This window comes from Arundinibacter roseus (genome assembly GCF_004348825.1).
Classification (GTDB): Bacteria; Bacteroidota; Bacteroidia; order Cytophagales; family Spirosomataceae; genus Arundinibacter; species Arundinibacter roseus.
Genome location: NZ_SMJU01000001.1, coordinates 77,113 through 96,531, shown reverse-complemented (window position 1 = coordinate 96,531; position 19,419 = coordinate 77,113). Strand labels below are relative to the sequence as shown.

The 19,419-nt window shown below is 48.8% G+C and carries 12 protein-coding genes; 6 read left to right on the top strand and 6 right to left on the bottom strand.

The window, feature by feature from the left end:
• Window positions 1-52 precede the first annotated feature (52 nt).
• Window positions 53-2,677, bottom strand: a complete 2,625-nt coding sequence (locus tag EZE20_RS00470) for a valine--tRNA ligase (RefSeq protein WP_132113369.1) — start codon at window positions 2,675-2,677, stop codon at window positions 53-55.
• A 416-nt stretch (window positions 2,678-3,093) separates the two neighbouring features.
• Here EZE20_RS00470 and EZE20_RS00465 point away from each other — a divergent pair, with 416 nt between their 5' ends.
• The 3 genes from EZE20_RS00465 (at window position 3,094) to EZE20_RS00455 (ending at window position 6,004) form a co-directional block, all read left to right on the top strand.
• Window positions 3,094-4,104 (top strand): alpha/beta hydrolase, encoded by a 1,011-nt coding sequence (locus EZE20_RS00465; protein WP_132113367.1) that lies wholly within the window; start codon window positions 3,094-3,096, stop codon window positions 4,102-4,104.
• Between the two features lie 148 nt (window positions 4,105-4,252).
• On the top strand, window positions 4,253-5,071 hold the full coding sequence (locus tag EZE20_RS00460; protein ID WP_132113365.1) for an enoyl-ACP reductase FabI: 819 nt from the start codon (window positions 4,253-4,255) through the stop codon (window positions 5,069-5,071).
• Window positions 5,072-5,221: 150 nt separating this feature from the next.
• Window positions 5,222-6,004: a hypothetical protein gene (locus tag EZE20_RS00455; RefSeq protein ID WP_228713476.1), complete on the top strand. Its 783-nt coding sequence runs from the start codon at window positions 5,222-5,224 to the stop codon at window positions 6,002-6,004.
• Between the two features lie 24 nt (window positions 6,005-6,028).
• On the opposite strand, the gene EZE20_RS00450 is transcribed toward EZE20_RS00455, so the two are convergent.
• The 3 genes from EZE20_RS00450 to EZE20_RS00440 all read right to left on the bottom strand — a co-directional run bounded on the left by EZE20_RS00450 (window position 6,029) and on the right by EZE20_RS00440 (window position 14,397).
• Window positions 6,029-11,482, bottom strand: a complete 5,454-nt coding sequence (locus tag EZE20_RS00450; RefSeq protein ID WP_132113363.1) for a WD40/YVTN/BNR-like repeat-containing protein — start codon at window positions 11,480-11,482, stop codon at window positions 6,029-6,031.
• Between the two features lie 324 nt (window positions 11,483-11,806).
• Window positions 11,807-12,856 (bottom strand): class I SAM-dependent methyltransferase, encoded by a 1,050-nt coding sequence (locus EZE20_RS00445; protein WP_132113361.1) that lies wholly within the window; start codon window positions 12,854-12,856, stop codon window positions 11,807-11,809.
• Complete coding sequence (locus EZE20_RS00440) at window positions 12,856-14,397, bottom strand: YifB family Mg chelatase-like AAA ATPase (protein WP_132113359.1); 1,542 nt, start codon at window positions 14,395-14,397, stop codon at window positions 12,856-12,858. Before EZE20_RS00440 ends, EZE20_RS00445 begins: the two co-directional genes overlap by 1 nt.
• Window positions 14,398-14,700: 303 nt before the next feature.
• On the opposite strand from EZE20_RS00440, the gene EZE20_RS00435 reads away from it, so the two are divergent.
• Window positions 14,701-15,708 carry a 1-acyl-sn-glycerol-3-phosphate acyltransferase gene (locus tag EZE20_RS00435; RefSeq protein ID WP_132113357.1) on the top strand — a complete coding sequence of 336 codons (1,008 nt, stop codon included), beginning with the start codon at window positions 14,701-14,703 and terminating at the stop codon, window positions 15,706-15,708.
• Here EZE20_RS00435 and EZE20_RS00430 read toward each other — a convergent pair.
• Both EZE20_RS00430 and EZE20_RS00425 read right to left on the bottom strand, forming a co-directional pair.
• Entirely contained in the window at window positions 15,673-16,725 is a 1,053-nt protein-coding gene (locus EZE20_RS00430; protein WP_317129147.1) for a VOC family protein, read from the bottom strand. The two genes, EZE20_RS00435 and EZE20_RS00430, sit on opposite strands and share 36 nt — an antisense overlap.
• 38 nt (window positions 16,726-16,763) lie before the next feature.
• The gene (locus EZE20_RS00425; RefSeq protein WP_132113355.1) at window positions 16,764-17,504 is read right to left on the bottom strand and encodes a TIGR04283 family arsenosugar biosynthesis glycosyltransferase; all 741 of its coding nucleotides are present in this window, start codon (window positions 17,502-17,504) and stop codon (window positions 16,764-16,766) included.
• 183 nt (window positions 17,505-17,687) lie between these two features.
• Between EZE20_RS00425 and aroB the strand changes: the two genes are divergently transcribed.
• Together aroB and EZE20_RS00415 are read left to right on the top strand one after the other, a co-directional pair.
• On the top strand, window positions 17,688-18,725 hold the full coding sequence (aroB, locus tag EZE20_RS00420; RefSeq protein WP_132113353.1) for a 3-dehydroquinate synthase: 1,038 nt from the start codon (window positions 17,688-17,690) through the stop codon (window positions 18,723-18,725).
• Window positions 18,726-18,818: 93 nt separating this feature from the next.
• Window positions 18,819-19,388 carry a DUF4136 domain-containing protein gene (locus tag EZE20_RS00415; protein ID WP_132113351.1) on the top strand — a complete coding sequence of 190 codons (570 nt, stop codon included), beginning with the start codon at window positions 18,819-18,821 and terminating at the stop codon, window positions 19,386-19,388.
• Window positions 19,389-19,419: the final 31 nt, after the last annotated feature.

The following is a 19,419-nucleotide window of genomic DNA, read 5'->3' as shown; positions in this document are numbered from 1 at the left end:
ATCTCCTGCTCCGGCTGTTTTGTTTGTTGGCTATTTTTGAAAATATACTTGATTAGCCCAGTCGTGCCAACGCTTCTTTGATGGTCACAATTTTAGCTTCGGCGTCCGCCTGTTTCTGACGTTCTTTTTCGACAACATCGCCCTTTGCATTTTGTACAAAGCGCTCGTTAGAGAGTTTTTTGGAAACCGATAGCAAAAAGCCCTCCGTATATTCCAGCTCTTTACGCAGCGTTTCGCGCTCGGCGTCTACGTCAATTTCGCCGGAAAGATTGATGAAAAACTCGTCGGAGCGTACCAAAAACGACATGCCTTCGGGTTGTTCCTGCACAAACGTGAGTTCCGACACATTGGCAAGCTTACGAATCAACGCTTCCAGTGTTTGGTAGCGCGTTTCGGAATCCGTTCGGATAGCAAGCGGCAGAGCTGTTTTAGGGCTGATCCCTTTGGTATTTCGCAAGTTTCGTATGGCAGACACCAGCTCAAACAGGATGTCAAAATCGGCCAGAATAGCGTGATCAATCGCTCCGGGTTGTGGGTAAGGTGCCAGGCAAATCGTTTCTTTCTCGGCCCGCTGACCCATATTTTGCCAGATTTCTTCGGTAATAAACGGCATGAACGGATGCGTCAGGCGCATGAGCGTATCAAAAAATTGAAGCGTTGACTGATACGTAGCGGCGTCGATTGGCGAGCCATATTCAGGCTTGACCATTTCGAGATACTGCGCGCAGAAATCGTCCCAAATAAGCTTGTAAACGGCGTTCAATGCGTCCGAAATTCGGAATTTCGTAAACAGATCCAGTACTTCCGTCAGCGTCTGATTAATCCGTGACTCAAACCACGCAATCGCCCGCAGCGAGGCTTCGTTTGGTGTGGTGGTTTCTACCACTTCCCAGCCTTGCGTCAAACGGAAGGCATTCCATACTTTATTACAAAAATTCCGTCCCTGTTCCACCAGTTTTTCATCGAAAGGCAGGTCATTTCCGGCCGGTGAGCTAAACAACATGCCTGTCCGCACGCCATCGGCGCCATACTTTTCGATGAGCTCAATCGGGTCCGGCGAATTTCCCAAAGACTTCGACATCTTGCGGCCCTGCTTGTCGCGCACAATGCCCGTCAGGTATACGTTTTTGAACGGGTACGTTCCTTTGTACTCATAACCGGCAATGATCATTCGGGCTACCCAGAAAAACAGGATTTCGGGCGCAGTTACCAGGTCATTGGTCGGGTAGTAGTAGTTAATGTCTTTGTTTTCAGGGTCTTTTATACCGTTAAAAACTGAAATTGGCCACAACCACGACGAAAACCACGTATCGAGCACATCCTCATCCTGCCGTAAATCTTCTTCGGTTAAGGCAAAAAGCTGTAACTCGTGCTGCGCTTTCCGTAAAGCTTCACGCTTGCTTTTGGCTACAATGCAGGTGCCATCGCTGAGGTAATAGGCCGGAATCCGGTGTCCCCACCACAGCTGCCGGCTGATGTTCCAGTCGCGCACGTTTTCCATCCAATGCCGATAGGTATTTTTAAACTTAGGCGGAATGAGTTGAATGGTATCATTCATGACATGTTCGAGGGCGGGTTCACTGAGGCGTTGCATTTTCAGAAACCATTGCTCCGACAGCCGTGGCTCAATCACCGCATCGGTGCGTTCTGAATGACCAACGTTGGAGCGATACTCTTCTACTTTCACCAGATTTCCGGCTTCGGTAAGGAGTTTGATGATTTTCTTGCGCGCCACAAACCGATCTTCGCCTACCAAAATCTGCGCCTTTTCGTTGAGCGTTCCGTCTTCGGCCAGCAGGTCAATAATTGGCAGATTGTGTTTCTTGCCCAGCTCATAATCGTTGGTATCGTGGGCAGGTGTCACTTTCAGACAACCCGTTCCAAACTCGATTTCTACATACTCATCCGCAATAATCGGAATCGCCCGGCCAATCAGCGGGATCAACGCTTTTTTACCAATCAAATGCTGATAGCGTTCATCCGTAGGGTTGACGCAAATCGCCACGTCGGCCATGATCGTTTCGGGCCGGGTAGTTGCAATCGTGACACTTCCGGAGTTGTCTTCCAGGTCGTAGCGCAGGTACACCAATTTCTGATTTACCTCCTTCATGTTCACCTCTTCGTCCGACACCGTCGTCCGCGCCTGCGGGTCCCAGTTCACCATGCGGTGGCCGCGGTAAATATCTCCTTTTGTATATAAATCAATAAATACATCAATTACCGAGTCGTACAAATCAGGCTCCATCGTAAAACGCGTGCGGTCCCAGTCGCAGGAAGCACCCAGTTTGCGGAGCTGTTGCAGGATAATTCCGCCGTACTTGTGCGTCCACTCCCAGCAATAGTCCAGAAACTCGTCCCGGCTCAGGTCGCGTTTCTGAATTCCCCGTTCTTTCAGCATCGCCACCACCTTGGCTTCGGTGGCAATAGAGGCGTGGTCAGTGCCCGGCACCCAACAGGCTTCCTTGCCTTCCATGCGGGCCTTGCGTACCAAAATATCCTGAATGGTATTGTTGAGCATATGGCCCATGTGCAACACACCCGTTACGTTCGGAGGTGGAATCACAATTGTGTAAGGCTCTTTGTCGGGATGAGGAGTGGAGCTAAAAAAGCGGTTTTCAATCCAGAAATCATACCACTTTTCTTCGATTTCCTGGGGGGAATACGTTTTTGAAATCATGAGTTTTGCTACATCGGGTTGACTGACAACAAGGCCCCACCGCCCGGTGGCAGGCCTGTTTTAAGGCGCAAAGATACAGAAAACCACCTAGCAATGATAGCACCGGCCTCAGCAGGAATACGGATTGATTTGTTAGGTTAAAAGCATAACGGCTAACCTGAGAATTGGAGATTATTCTTTAACATTCCTCTTGTACTAACGATTTCTGTTGTGAATTATCTCAAAACGAGAGTTTTGTTTGATCAGTTTGAGAAAGATTAAAAATCAGAAAATTTAGCCACTTTCGGTTATCCATACACAATGCCTCGAAGTGGCGTAAGGTTAGTAAAGAGAATTATCGGATCAGTCTAAGACAGGTTGTAGTGTTTTGCGCAAAGGTGTATCTTTCGGAAATCATCTCTAAAAACCCTTTACTCATGAAAAAATTTCTTCTTTGGTTGGCCGGAATTATTGGTTTTCTGGCCGTTGGGTTTGTGTTGGGGCCCGACGTGCCAGAAGCTGACCTCACCCCTGAATTGCCGGCAGTACCCCAAAATCTGACGGAATTGGCCGCCGAAGTACAACGCACAGAAGCGGCAGTACCCGATCTCAAACCCGACAATGGAGCACGCATTGTGTGGGCAGATACGGCCAATCGGCAAAAAACACCGTACAGCATTGTTTACATCCACGGCTTTGGGGCGAGCTGGGCGGAGGGCGACCCCGTACACCGGAACCTGGCCAAACGCTACGGGGCTAATCTGTACCTGGCGCGTATGCACGATGCAGGAATCAGCGATTCGGCAGCTTTTGATGACCTTACTCCCGAAAATTTTATGGCAGGTGCCAAGCGCGCGCTGGCGATTGGTAAAGCCCTGGGCGACAGTGTAATCGTGATTGGTACTTCGGCAGGAGGCTTGCTGACGGTGTATTTGGCGGCTACCAATCCTGACCTGAAAGGCGTTGTGCTGTATTCGCCCTGCATGGCAGTATATAATAGCTCGCTCAAAATGACTACGGGTCCGTGGGGACGGCAAATTTTGAAACAGGCAGCCGGCGACCGCCGTACGTCAGACTATGGGCAAGGCGGACGGGCCAACTACTGGTTGACGAGCTACGACTCCAACGGGCTGATTGCCCTGCAACAAACGATTGACGCCGTGGCAAGGCCGGAGGTATATGAGCGTATAAAAATGCCGGTTTTTCTGGGCTACTACTACAAAAATGAAGAAGAACAGGATAAGGTGGTTTCGGTGAAAGCGATGCAGGAAATGTTTCCGAAATTGGGTACACCTGAAACACAAAAAATTGAGCGGGCTTTTCCCGAAAGTGGCGATCACGTCATTGCGTCTCATTTTACTTCCAAAGACGTGCAGGGCGTGCAAGAGGCCACCGAACAGTTTTTGGAAAAAGTGCTGCACCTGACGCCGGTTGAGCAACAACGCTGATTTCGGAAAAATAAATAACAGGTACTGAAAATGGAAAATGCTCAGCAGTAGTTTTCCCTGCCAAAAATCCGTTACTTTGCGGCTCTGAAAGGCCCAAAGTAAGTAGGTCTGAACCAACGGAATTTAAAATCGAAAATTCAAAAAAAAGATGTCTTACGGTTTATTGAAAGGAAAAAAAGGGATTATATCCGGTGCGTTGGACGAAAACTCCATTGCCTGGAAAGTAGCCCTGAAAGCAAAGGAAGAAGGTGCAACCTTTACCCTGACCAACGCTCCGATTGCCATGCGAATGGGGGCGATTAACCAACTAGCCGAGCAGTGCGATGCCAAAGTAATTGCGGCAGATGCTACATCGGTAGAAGATCTGGAAAAACTCTATACCGAGTCGATGGACGTGTTGGGCGGGAAGGTTGATTTTGTGCTACATTCTATAGGCATGAGCCCCAATGTTCGAAAAGGAAAGCAATATGGCGATCTGAACTACGAATGGTACATGAAAAGCCTGGATGTGTCGGCGCTTTCTTTTCATAAATTTATGCAGGTAGCCGAAAAAGTGGACGCCATCAATGAGTGGGGTTCTTTTGTAGCACTTTCCTACATTGCTGCGCAGCGCGCTTTTCCTTTTTATAACGATATGGCCGATGCCAAAGCTACGCTCGAAAGCATTGCCAGAAGCTACGGCTACCGCTACGCCAAAGCCAAAAAAGTACGTGTAAATACCATTTCACAATCACCTACGCCAACCACAGCGGGTACCGGCATTGGCGGGTTTGATTCGTTCTTTGAGTTTGCTGATAAAATGAGCCCACTTGGCAACGCCTCGGCTGACGATTGCGCCAATTATGTCATTACGCTTTTCTCGGATCTGACGCGCATGGTTACGATGCAAAATCTTTTCCACGATGGCGGTTATTCTACCACCGGAATTTCGGAAGACTTGATGGCGATGATTCAGAAAAATGCCTGATAGCGACAGAATTTGCCCTTTAACCAAAGCCCCGCTCCTGAGTGGGGCTTTGGTTTTTTAAACAATATTTCATCCGTTCGTCCGTTTGGCGTTGTAGGTTATTGAGCCTGCCCGTAGCTTTGTATCAGACCAAAAATTCTACTGTGCCTCATGAGATTTCCCTTAGCACCAGCTCCCGTTTTTTTTGTAAGTTTAGCGTGGCTAGCCACCGCCTGCGGTCCAACGGCAGAACAAACTCCCGGCACACCGCCTGCACCCATTCATACATTGGTTTTTTTGGATAAAACACAAAGTGTAAATGTGAATCAGGCTTTCGTTCAGGAAAAGTACCGGCAGGCACTCGGGGACATTGTGGAGCAAAATATGACCAATAAAGGGGATAAGCTGGAAGTCTATTTTATACATGAGAATACATCCAAAGCCAAGGCTCTTTCACTGACGGTTCGGTCCGAAAAAGAAGGAATCCAAAACGCAAACGCCACCGATCAGGAAGCAATCGAAACCGCCTTTCAACTTTCGCTGCAACGAGAGAAAGGGATTTTTCTCCGGCAGTCGCTTGTGAAGTTAAATCAACAAAATACGGGATCTTCCAATCAGGCGACGGATATTTGGGCAAGCCTGCCGATTATTGCCAAAGCCGCCGAAAGCGGAGCCGAGGTTCGTGTGTACTATTTTAGCGATATGATCGAAAGTGTGAAAGGAGCCGATCGCCGCGATTTTCATACTACCCCTCCAACCGACGACGCGCAGGCCAAAGGATGGGCGCAAACGGATAGTAAAAAGTTTGAACAATATGCCATCGGTGCGCCACAGGTAACGGTTGTATCTCCGTTTGAGGCAACGGCATCTACCAAAGAAAATAATCCGCACGTCACGCACTATTGGCAGACGCTTTTCCAGGAGTTGGCTGGTGTGAGTGTCGAGGAATTGTAAAGCCAATTTTTTAAAAATATTCTGCTACTGCCCAAAACTGAAACCGGAGTTGGGCAGATAATTTATTTCTCCATTCATTTCCAGATTTTTGACGGTTGCCATGTAACCTGCGGGCAGCGTGATCTCATGCCCGACATTGACGCGTGTATTGTCGAGAGAAGTTGGAATTGCGCCACAAGCCCACACAAAGGGGTCATTCCAGGTGCCTGAGCGTTGGGTCTGCACAACATCCTGAGAACAAGGCGGCAGTGTGTACACGATTTTGGAAAATGCGTTTTCGCCTCCATCGTCGTCAGCCATCAGTTCAGTAAGTCCGTCTGAATCAAAGAGCCGTAAAAACGTGTCTGTTTGGCTTCCATTAACCGAGCGGGTTTCGATTTCTACCTGACCCGTTGCCAGATTCAGTGTGAGTGTCAGCTGATAATTTCCGGTACTATTGTAGGCATAAGGATGTACCAGAATGTAGTACACTTTGCCATTATAGAGCCATTGAAACCAATCGTTATCAGTCGTCGTATTCAGACAGATGGGGGGGCTTGTATATACATTTGAAGTTATAGGAAAAGCCGTTGCAGCCGCATTGTTCGGTTCGAGTACGTCACAAATATTAAATACCGAGATGGTCGCACTGCCGCTCACGCTACCTGTGCCCAAACTATTGCTCACGCTTGACAGGGTATAGGTCGTAGTCGTGTAGGGCATAACCGTCAGTTCAAAGGTGGGCGTCTGAATGTTACTGTACGTTTGGCCATTAAATTGCAGCGTCCAGGGAGCAATGCCACTCAACGTCACCGTGAGCGTGGCGGTTTGGCCGGACTGAATCAACTGACTTCCTGATAGAACGGCAACTGCCGGCCCACCAACCGAGACGGTAAGTGTATCGGAAGCCAGGCTTGTGCATCCATTGGCGGTGGTACAAATGGCTGAGAAAATGCTTGTGCTCGTAATGAGTACACTGCGCTCAGTGGCAACGACGCCATCGGACCATTGCACGCTTCCGTCGCAGCCGGAGGCTGTAAGCGTTACCGTTCCGGGTAAGGGAATTGAAGTATCAGAAGCTGACAAAATGGGTGGGACCGGTGGGGGGATAAGCGAAATCGGATCAGATATTCGACAGTTTCCGGCGGCACTCGTGAGACCTGCTACATAGCCCGAAAAGCCTGCCACCCAGCCTTTTGTGCCGTTAGCCAGAAAAGTCCCTGTAAAAAGTGGCATCGCCGGACTACCTGCGCCCGTCACTGCCGCCCAGGTAGCACCAAAATCTGTGGAAATATACATGCCCGTTCCGTTAGAAAGCCACGCGGGTCCTTCTGCGGAAAGGTGCAGAAAAGGAATTTGGTTAAAAGCGGCACTAACCTGTGTCCAGGTAGCACCACCGTTGGTAGTTCGGAGCAAAACGCCGTCGCCACCGACTATCCCTACGGAGCTATTCATAAAGGAAATGCTGGTAAGAAATTGGGTTGTGCCGCTATTTTGGCTATTCCAGGTAGCGCCACCATCCGAAGTTTTGAGAATTTTACCCTGATTCCCCACAAACCATCCCGTCTGATTATCCACAAAGTAGAGGTCTCCGGGTACGGGGTTACCGTTCAGATTACTAGTCTGCCAGGTTTGTCCACCATCGGTTGTGCGCAGCACACTACCAGTGCTAGTTGTTGCCCAGGCGTGCTGCGAATCGGTTGAGAAAAGATGAGAATGGCCAAAATCATTTTGTCGCAGTTCCCAACTATCTCCACCGTTGGTGGTCCGCCAGATTTGACCATCAGTCAGCCAGCCGGTAGTGACGTCATTGAACTGTACGTCCAGTATAGGATGTTCAAAGCGTTTCTGACTTGTCCACGATTGCCCGCCGTTGATGGTTTTGGATAGCGTGCCGTTTTGGGTGCCGGCCCAGCCGACTGCTTCCGTAGCGAAAGCCATGGAAATGATAGATTCCCGAAGAGAAGAGCCATACAAAGCCCAGGAAATTCCACCATTGGTTGTTTGCAGGATTTTGCCTGCTTCGGCAACCATAAAACCCTTTTGGTTGTCGGTAAAGAAAATGGCTTTTGGGTAAAAACTAAGCGTTTCATTGGAATAGAAATCCCAGGTTTCGCCACCGTTTTTGGTGTAAATAATACCCTCACCCGCCATAATCCACCCGTGTTGGCTATTGGTAAAATACAGGTCCCGGTAGTACAGCGCCGGCAGCGCTGCCGAAGGTGAAGTCCAGGTAGTACCTCCGTCGGTGGTATGTAAAAGAAGATTATTGCCGGTAATCCAGCCTTCTGATTCTGATAAGAATTGTACAGCGGTAATATCCTGTCCGGTAATGTCCCCCTGATTTTCCCAGGTATCGCCTCCGTTTGACGTTTTCAGGAACGTGCCATTGACGCCCACAGCCCAGCCTTTGTTTTGATTCAAAAAAAACATGCTTCGCAATAAGCGGGTAGTTCCGCTCGCCTGAGAGGTCCATTCCTGTCCGCCATTGGTCGTGCGTTGAATGGAACCATTGCTGCCTGTGATCCAGCCGTTTGAGGCATCGCTAAACCAGATTTTTTGAGCGGGAGTCAGTACATTTCCCGGCGCTGATGCCCAGTTTTGACCGCCATCGGTAGTGCGGTAAACCGTACCCGAACTTGCCAAAAGCCAACCGGTATCGGGAGAAATGAAATGCAGAGAAATCAATGACTCGGAGGAAGGAGCAGTCAACTTTTGCCACAGCGCACCGCCATTGGTAGTTTTGTAGACGGTTCCTTCTTTGCCAGCCGCATATCCTATTTGACTTGTACTGAAAAAAACAGCCTGAAAATCCTGTGTAGAAGGTAGTGGAAGAATGGCTGACCAAACGGGTGTATTTTCGGCAGTATACGTTCCTTCCTGCAAAGCCAAAAGCTGCCCGCTTGCAGTATGAGCCGGGAGCATTTCTCCATTTTTTTTCCAAATCACCGGAAGGACAGAGGATTGGAGAATGACAGAATCGTTTGCGCACAACGGTCCGGCAGATGCAGAAAGTAAGGGTTTAGACTGAACACCTACGGTAAGGGAACGTTCCAGAGGGCAGTTACCGCCCATATCGCAGGTAGCCTGATAGACGGTAGTAGTCTGTGGTGAAACGGTAATTGAGGATGAGGTCTGTCCGGTAGACCAGCGTACCGTTCCGTTGCAATTTGCCGCCGTGAGTGTGATTGACTCATTGTTACAAATATAATTTGTAACCGAAGATGTCAAAAGAAAATCAGGGGAATGGTTAGGAGAAATAGTGATAGAAGCCGACGCGCAGCTTTGCGGCGGAATAAGCCTCGCCAAAAAACCATGCAGCCCGACGGCAAACCCTGCGGCGGGCGAAATACTTGCCGCACGAGCTGAAAAATCAGCTGAAAAAGAACCACTCGAAGTCCAGCTTTGACCAAAATCAGCGGTGTAGTAGGCCGTGGAAGAGGTGAGTCCCCAGCCTGTCCCATCGGGATAAATATATACATCCCGGAATCCGGCATTGATGTTAAGGTTTTCCCAGGTATCGCCCCCATTGGTAGTTCTTAGCGTCTGTCCGCCGCCGGAGGCAATTCCAATTGACGTATTTACAAAAAAGACACATTGCAAATCAGCCAGCGAACCGCTGTTTTGGGTGGTCCAGTTAGACCCAACGTTGGTTGTTTTTATAATTGTTCCGTTCCGTCCGACGGCCCAGCCTGTCTGTGGTGTCACAAAATGAATGGCGTTCAAATCTTGTGTAGTACTCGTTTGAATAAACTGCCATTCCTGCCCGGCATTGAAAGTCCGGCGAATGGTCCCTTCGCTGCCAGCGACCCACGCCAGTGAACCATCGAAAGGGAAAATATCACGGAAAGAACTAAATAACCCTGAAATCTGCATTTGCCAGCTGTTTCCGCCGTTGTTTGTAAACAGAATAGAACCGTCGCCGACCGCCCATCCCTGATTTCCATTCACAAAGTTTACATCGTGCAGGTTAAAAGGAGTTTGAGAATCCTGCGTTTGCCAGCTTTTTCCACCATCGTCAGTTTTTCCAATATAACCTTCGGCGCCCACAACCCAGCCTGTACTGTTATTAAGAAAATGAGCACCCAAAAGGTCGTTTCGTAGCTGAGAACCATAAAGCATCCAGTGGTTACCGTTGGTGGTGGTTCGGAGTAATCGGCCTCCGGTACCGGCCAGATACCCGGTTTGTCCTTTCCAGGCCAAAGCATTTAGTTGGCCAAACTGTGCGGGGTTGTTTTGGTAGGTAAAGCTTTCTCCGTGGTTTGTACTCTGCATGAGACTCCCTTCGAGCGTACTGATCCAGAGGGTTGAGTCGTTGGGTAAAGCAATAGCTGAAATATTTTCGGTAAAAGGCAAAGTCACAGGTATCCAGGTCTGACCCGCATCCGTGGTTTTAAGCAGCGCTCCGTTGTACCCACCGGCCCAGCCGGAAGTGGCAGTATGGAAAGAGACAGCTGTAAAAAAACCTCCGGCGCCGCCAGTCTGTGAAGTCCAGGTATTTCCGCCATTGGTGGTGTACAAAAGGGTACCATTCTCGCCAACCGCGTACCCGGTTGTTTCACTGATAAAATGGACGCCATACAGCCAGTTGGAAGTTCCGCTGTTCTGCTGAGTCCAGGTAGTTCCACCATTTATTGTTCTCAAAATCAACCCATTATTCCCCACAATCCAGCCGTGGGTCTGACTGGCAAAATGCATGGCCTGTATTCCCGAAGCATTGCTCAGCCGGGATTCCGACCAGGTTTGTCCACCATCGGTAGTTTTAAAAAGTTGGGCATTTGCATATGCAGATACGATCCATCCGGTCAGATTATCCACAAAAAATACGGCTTCCAGATCTGTTTGGACGGGCAATGCCAGCGGTGACCAGAACTGTCCGCCGTCTGTTGTTTTGAAAGCTTTTCCTTCACGCCCAACGGCATATCCAAGCAGGCTATCAATGAAGGCGATATCCCTGAATTCGGTGCCAGAGGGAACGGGAGCAAAAGACGCCCATTGGCTGATTTGAGCAGTTTCCAGACTATATGTTCCTGCATCTTTTGCCAATAGCGTTGGAGACGTCTCGGGTAATGCAACGCCATCTCTTTTCCACACAAAGGGAGTATTCGCCGACAGTCCGCGGGCGGTCAGGAGCACCTGTGCATTGCTGCATAGGGTAGAGGTATTAGTTTCAATAGAAGGTTTTGGGAACACGACCAGAACATGCGACGCGGAACTTTGCCCGGCGGGCGTGTTGCAGACTGCGTAGTAAAGGGTAGTAGCTACGGGCGAAACCTGTATGCTATTCGAACTTTCACCGGTCGACCAGCGCAGATTTCCGGTACAACCCGACGCCGTTAAAGTTGCCGTAGCGCCAATACAGACACTCTCAGGACCTGAAATAGTGAATGCGTATGCATTGGCAGCGGAGGTTATACTAAAAAAAACACTAACTAAAACGATACTACATGTAACTCTATTCACGATCCATTTTACCCCTGAAAGCATCTTTAAAGCCATAAATAATAGAAAAACTATGCTCTCAAATATAAATGCATAATTTTTAAAATCATGTACCGTTCATTATATTTTAACTGAAATAAAATAAATAGTAACAAAGAAATATATTGATTTATGTATCTGATGACTGGAATAGGGGTTTTACAAAAAAATTTTTTTGAAATATGAGCAAAATCATATATCTACCATGACCAGCCCTGCAGTGGCACAATCCATTAGCGCAGGGTAGGCCTGTGTAGATGTGTTGCAAAGGTGCGGTCCAGCCCTGAAAGGGTGTAATCTACCAGCACAGGGTGCACCCTGTGCCGCTGTGCGGCAATTAATTCAGAAAGGTTTTCGACCAACAACCTGAAACCTTCCGGGAATGGCCCGGTAGCTCAAAATTTTGTAGGGAAGTAGATTGGCGGCTCGGTACCAGCCGTGAATTTCATCAACGGACCAATTGCCTGACGTGCTCGTGAGACCAAAGAAAAGATCCGTGCTGCTGCCTACCAGCTCGGGGGCATCCTGTGGGTTAGGGCGGATAAATTCATTAATTACGACAATTCCACCCGGCCGTAGGCACTGACTGATTTTGTGGATAACCTCCTGATTTTGTTCAGTGGTGAAATGATGCGCCAAACTCGACATCAGCACGAGGTCATATGTTGCATCCGGCAGCTGATCGCTCAGGATATTGCCCGGCTGATGAACCACCCGCTTTCCCATGCCTTGCCGGGCGAGGAGTGGAGCCGCTTTTTCGATAGCACCTGGTAAATCCAGAATTACAGATTGCAGGGACGGAAACCGTCGGCAGGCTTCTACCGAATGTTGTCCGTGCGACCCACCAATGTCGAGCATGCGTGTCGCATTGGCCGACAACGGTAGATTACGGGCAAACTCGCGCGCCTCCGAAATGGCCCCGCCATTCATTGCTTTTTGGTAAAGATCCCATTCGTCGGGGCCAAACGAATCGTGGTATTGAATGCCCTGTCCGGTGCGCAGGTAGTGGCCCATTTGATCCAGCCACGGCCAAACGACGCGGTTGTTGTAAATTGCCAGATCGCGTACGGTGTCTGGACTTTGAGCCAGAATCCACTTGCGAGTACTGCGGGTAAGGCGGTAGGTCTGTCTACGAAAGCGCAGGTAGCGCATGGATGTGAGAACGCCCAATAGCTGCTCGGTAGCGCGTGGATGTAGCTGACAAGCCGTAGCGATGCTTTCCGCAGAGCCGTGCCCCGCCTCAATGGCTTCAAAAATTCCGGCATCGACGGCTTCCAGTACGGCTTTACTCACGACCGGAAAAATCTGGGCATGCAGCAGCGGAAGTGGAACAAGTTTTAGCCGAAGCGCCAGCCATTCCAGAATATTATCGGGAAAAACGCGTAGTTGCATCAGCCGGCCCAGTTTTCACGGTCCAGGCTGCGGTACTGAATCGCCTCGGCCAGGTGTTCGATTTTTATATCGTCACTTCCGGCCAAATCGGCAATCGTGCGTGATACTTTCAAAATGCGGTCATAGGCACGGGCCGACAGACCCAGTCGGTCCATCGCTGTGCGCAGCAGCGCTTTGCCTGCTTCGCCTATTTCACATAATTCTTTCACAAGTTCCGGGGGCATCATAGCGTTTGAGTAAATTTCTTTGCGGTCCTTAAACCGTTCGGTTTGCCGTTCCCTTGCTTTAATCACACGCTGACGAATTTCATCGCTGCTTTCAGATTTTCGGGTGGAGGAAATCTGATCAAATGAAACCGGGGTTACTTCTACGTGCAGGTCGATTCGATCCAGCAAAGGGCCGCTTATTTTATTTAAATATTTCTGTACCACGCCGGGTCCGCACACACATTCTTTCTCCGGATGATTGTAATATCCACAGGGACAGGGGTTCATGCTGGCAATGAGCATAAAGTTAGAGGGGAATTCTACGGCCATTTTGGCGCGGGAAATGCTCACTTTGCGCTCTTCGAGCGGTTGGCGCATCACTTCCAGCACGGTTCGTTTAAATTCGGGCAACTCGTCCAGAAAAAGAACTCCGTTATGCGCCAGGGAAATTTCGCCCGGTTGTGGAAAACTCCCGCCACCCACCAAAGCCGCATCGCTGATGGAATGGTGCGGCGCCCGAAACGGACGCCGGGAAATGAGCGTAGAGCGTGCGCCTAGTTTTCCGGCCACAGAATGAATCTTGGTAGTTTCGAGTGCTTCCTGCAAACTTAACGGGGGCAAAATAGACGGCAATCGCTTGGCAAGCATTGTTTTACCAGCTCCGGGCGGGCCAATCATGATGGCGTTGTGACCACCGGCTGCCGTAATTTCCAGCGCCCGCTTGATGTTTTCCTGTCCTTGAACGTGCGAAAAGTCGGCGTCATAGTGCGTATGCGTATTTTGAAAAATATCCCGAGTATCTACCACCAAAGGTTCGATTTGACGTTTTCCTTCAAAAAACTCGACCGCCTCCTGCATCGTTTCAACACCAATTACATCCAGGTTATTGACAATTGCGGCCTCCTCGGCATTTTCAGTTGGTAGTACAAATCCCTTCATGCCCTGTTTGCGGGCTTCTATCGCAATGGGCAGCACGCCTTTGATGGGCCGGAGCTTGCCATCGAGCGAGAGTTCTCCCATAATGATGTAGTCTTCCAGCGACCGGTGGCAGGTAATCTGTTCGGAAGATTCGAGTACACACAAGGCAATGGGAAGATCGTAGGCGGAGCCTTCTTTGCGAATGTCGGCAGGAGCGAGGTTGACTACTACTTTTTGTCGGGGCATGCGATAGCCCGAGTTTTTGAGGGAAGCTTCTACGCGTTGCTCACTTTCTTTCACGGCGCTGTCGGGCAGGCCAACCATAAAAAAGCGAAGTCCCTGACTAACGGTAACTTCAATCGTGATTCTGGCAGCATTGACGCCGAATACCGCGCTACCAAATGTTTTGGAAAGCATACAATTGAGGGGGGGTAAGAGTGTATGGATTGGAAACAGGTAATTTGCAAAAATAAACTATTTAACCCCTGAATCAAGGCGCTCGTTTTCATTTTTAAAAGCGGATGCGCAGCACGAAATGGTTCGGGTAGTACCTGCAAAATGAGCGATTTTTAAATCTTGGGGATCATAGTGGGGGTTCATCGCTAAGTATTTTGATGAATAGTTTAGTGATAAGTTGCGGCAAAAAGCCCGGCTACACTTTTAAACATACGTAAAAAAACGTTATTTCGGTTATTCAATTTCATATTTAAACTATTTCGCTTGTTATACTATTTCTCCCGCTTTCTGGTCCGATTGGCTCTGCCACTATATGTTACAAAACTTTGTGTACGGAACAAATCTGCCGTACCCTCGCAGGGGCCGATACTTTTGGCGTCCAATCATTCGGGTTCTTTTTTTGATGCCGTAATTATTGGTGGCGTACTTTCTCAGCCCATACATACGCTTACCCGCGGGGATGTTTTTCGTAAACCTAAAATAGCCCGATTGCTGCGAGGGATCAAACTGATCCCGGTGTTTCGCGGAACAGAAGGGCGTGAAAATCTGAAAAATATAGATACTACCCTGGATGAATGTTTTTCGATTATGCGGAATCAGGGTACGGTGGTTATTTTTTCGGAAGGAGTTTGTGTCAACGAATGGAAACTGCGCCCGTTGGGCAAAGGCACGGCGCGCATGGCTTATCAGGCGTGGTTTGGCAACGACCCGGCGCTGCACAACCTGCCAGTCGTGCCCACGGGTGTTACCTACGAACATTTCAGAGGGGCTAATAAACGGGTCGTTCTCGACTTTCGACCGCCAATTTACCCCTCACATATAACTACAAATCCCGCTGAATATGAAAAATGGCTTCGGGAGTTTAACGCACTTCTGCGCAACGAAATGTGCCGGACTATTTTCGAATCCTCCACCGAAGAGCCGGAGGCTACCCAATTTTTTGCAGCCTGCTCACCGCTTCAGCCTTCGGCCTTTTTGCGGGGAATAGGCGCTTTGGGGCGGGCGATCAACCGGCCTTTGTATCGGCTTTATACCAAAAAAGTAGCAGCCCAGACAAAAGGAACCGTGTTCTACGATTCGGTTTTGTTTGGACTGCTTATGTATACGTATCCTGTATTAGTCAGTTTGCTGGCTTTGTTGGTGGGGGCTGTGACCCATTGGGCCGTGGGTCTTGGAGTGTTTCTGGCTTTTCCGTTGGGAGCATGGGCCGGAAACCAATTTCGACCTCAGCCGACGTCAGTCGCGCACCCGGCTGATACTCAGCATGCGTAGCATCCAATTGGGCAAAGGCCGCTGATGCTTACGCTTTTGCAGGTTGAGATACCAGCCGATTTTTTTGAGAATCGGGAGTTTGTGGGTTTCCACGAGTTCGATCAAGGTACCATCGGGATCTTCTACGTAAGCAAAGCGACCCGCTGCTGATTCCATGCCAAACGACCCGCCACTGTCTACCGTAAAGGGATAGCCTTTGCCCGTAAGCAGGCTTTTGAGAGCAGGCATGTCGAGTGTATCAAAACATACGTGAATAAAGCCGCAGTCACCCCAATAGCGATCGGCAAAGAGCTTGCGGGGTTCGCGGTCAAGGGCTTGAATGAGTTCAATCTGAACATTGCCAAGCAGCTGACTAAATGCTCCGTGCCGAATCGCTTTTTTGCGGACCACTACCCGGCGGTAGCGTTGATTGGGCACTGACGCCGGAATGTCGGCAAACTGAGCCGTTTGGTCATACACTATTTCGCACGGATTCAATAAAGTTTGATAAAAGGGCAAGGCTTTATCAACATCCGAAACACCAATAACTACCCCGGCAACACCGCCAATAGGCTTATCGGTTTGTCCAAACCAGGAAGAATCCTCGGTTACCTGAAAGGCATTTCCGTAGGGATCAACACCCCAAAAACCTTTGGCATCGGGAAATTGGCTTAGAAGCCCTACCTGTGCTTTTTGTTGCATCCATTCGTACGCTTTCTGAATATCAGGAGCTTTAAACCGAATGGCATAAATACCCAGGTCACCGGGTTCGGGATGAAAAGCGCATACTTCCGGTTCACGACTTGTGAACTGCCATATTTCCAGACCTCCTCCTCCGGCCATATTAAGGGCCATCACGGCATGTCTGCTATGTACTTCACCTCCGGTGTAGTCGATCATAAGCTTTGCTTCGGCCTGATCATTAAAAACGGGCACATCAAACCCCATCACCTGTCGGTACCATTGCCAGGCTTTGGTGACATCGGAAACGCCTACACCGACTTGCTGTATGCCGGAAATAAGAGGAGTATTCATCATGAACAAAAAATGGAATTAAGTTGAGTATAGGTTTAAGGTTATTTTGCTGTACGGAAAGAAGCTGATTTTTCGCCACTGACCCCGTACTTTTCAGTCCTGATTATAGATTTATAAGTCTTAATAATTTGAGCTTGCGGTGCTCCCGAAAAGTAGAGAACAAAAGCAACCGCATTAGCCAAATTAACCCTTAGATACGAATTAAATTCATACTTCCGGGCAGAAACGACCACCTCTTTGGGGATAATCCGAAATTGATACTTCCGCCTTGCCCGCAAGATAAACTCATAATCTTCCATAACAAGGTGGTCTTCCCGAAAACCGCCGAGCGATTCAAAGGCAGTGCGCGTAATGAACAGGGTCTGATCGCCACCCCGGCACCAAATACGGTCAAAGCGGGTGCAAAAAGCATTAAATTTCAGGAGGGTTTTATCAGAATCGAATTTGTAGCGGTAGCACCCCAACGTAAAATTTTCACTTAGCGCCTGCTGAATATCCTGTACAAATTCCAGATGAATGCCTACATCTGCATGTACAAAATAGAGAACATCGCCGGTAGCAGCCTTTGCCCCACAGTTCATCTGAATCGCCCGGCCTGCTTTGTTTGCCGTCAGTACAGTAGCACCTGCTTCCCGGGCCCGTTGGGCGGTTTGGTCAGAACCGGGCCAATCAACCACCAAAATTTCGTGCAGCTGTGACCCGCCAAACTGTTGCAATTCGCGGATCAGCCGACCAATCGTTTTTTCTTCCTCATAGGTCGGAATAATTACACTGATACGCATACAGGTGGCTTCGAGTCAATTTTACACGTTATTTCTCCAAAAACTGAAAAACAATTGTACGAAATAAATACTAAAAGTATGCAAAAAAGGGTGAGTTGTACATGTGCCTTCCGCCTATTTTGAGACAACCCTCGTATCTTTGACCCCTATTCTCTCTCACTATTTACTTTGTTTTTCTGACTTATGGACAATTCCGTACGCATAGATTCTTTCCAAAACAGCCTGGCAGGTTTTATGCAACAGGCAAGCTATTCAAAGATATTTGTCATTGCTGACGCGCGCACCCGCACGCATTGCTACAATCGGATCAGGGAGTTTTTGCCCCGGCATACGCTGATTACCGTCCCAACGGGTGAAAGCCACAAAACCCTTGCCACCTGCGAAATCATCTGGAACGCTATGACCCGTGCTGAGCTGGACCGTCATGCGTTGGTTATCAACGTGGGCGGCGGGGTGATTGGCGATATGGGCGGATTTTGTGCGTCGGTTTATAAGCGTGGTATAGATTTTATACAAGTACCTACAACGCTCCTGTCGCAGGTAGATGCGAGCGTGGGTGGGAAGCTTGGTGTTGATTTTCAAGGATTTAAAAATCACCTGGGCGTATTTCAGCTTCCGGCTGCCGTGTTAATTGATCCGGCATTTCTGGAAACACTCCCCGAGTCGGAGTTGCGGTCAGGCTTTGCCGAAATCGTGAAGCATTGCCTCATTGCGGATGCCGACAAATGGAACGAGATCAAAAGCCGGGATTTGAGCGAGCAAAATTGGCCCGATTTGATTCAGCATTCGGTAGAAGTCAAAAAAAATGTAGTGGCGCAGGACCCGACCGAAAAAGGATTGCGGAAAATCCTGAATTTTGGTCATACCCTCGGCCACGCCGTTGAAACGCACTTTTTGAGCAAACCGCCCCGGCAACGCCTGCTGCACGGAGAGGCAATTGCCGTCGGAATGATTATGGAGAGTTTTGTGGCTTTTCAAAAAAATATGATTGATCGCAAAACACTTGATGAGGTTGAAGAGTTTATTTTTTCGATCTTTGGTAAAGTCAGCATTCAAACCTCCGATTTGGATGCTATCGTCTCCCTAACACGTCAGGACAAGAAAAATCGTGGCAATGAAATACGTTTTTCATTGATCACTGGCGCGGGCAGTTGTGCCTACGATGTTGTAGTTACTCCTGCCGAAATGAAAAAAGCCGTCCATTACTATATGGGCCACTAAGTACAAAGTTTTATTTTAATGGCGTAAAGTGTTGACTATTACTGTTTAATACTATATATTTCATTTTTCAATCCGTAAAATTCTGCTACGTGTATGGTTAAGTCAGCTACCTTGCTTTTTTCTGTGTTAATCGCCTTTGTGATGGCGGGTTGTTCGTTTGGTCGTAAAGTTTTCGTGGAGCACGATTACAGTTATGAAACCAATTTCAAGGACTATTCAACCTATACCTTTCTTGAATGTGAAAGGGATACCAACAACTTGTGTACAGAGATTTATGAGTCCATTCGCCGGCAAATGCAGGCGCGCGGCTACAAGCTGACCGCTGAAAAACCTACGCTGCTCGTGAACTACGGTATTTTTTATGATAACCTGCGGTATCAGGGCTACATGCAGCCTGTGATCAAAAATTGGGTTGATACCGAAAACGACGGCTTCCGCTACGAACCCATCAAATATGCCCTCGACAAAGGCACGCTCATCGTTTCGCTGATTGACGCAGATTCGGATCAGGTGGTGTGGCGCGGGTACGCCTCCGGGATTTTTAACGGGCAGGATAACCCCAACAACTACTACCGAAATGTAGTACGACGGATTTTTGACCAATACCCGCTCTTTGCCAAAGGCTACGATCCCCGCCGCTATACCGAGGAAATGGGACGGTAAAGTAAAACTATATTTTTTTGTAACAGCGAAG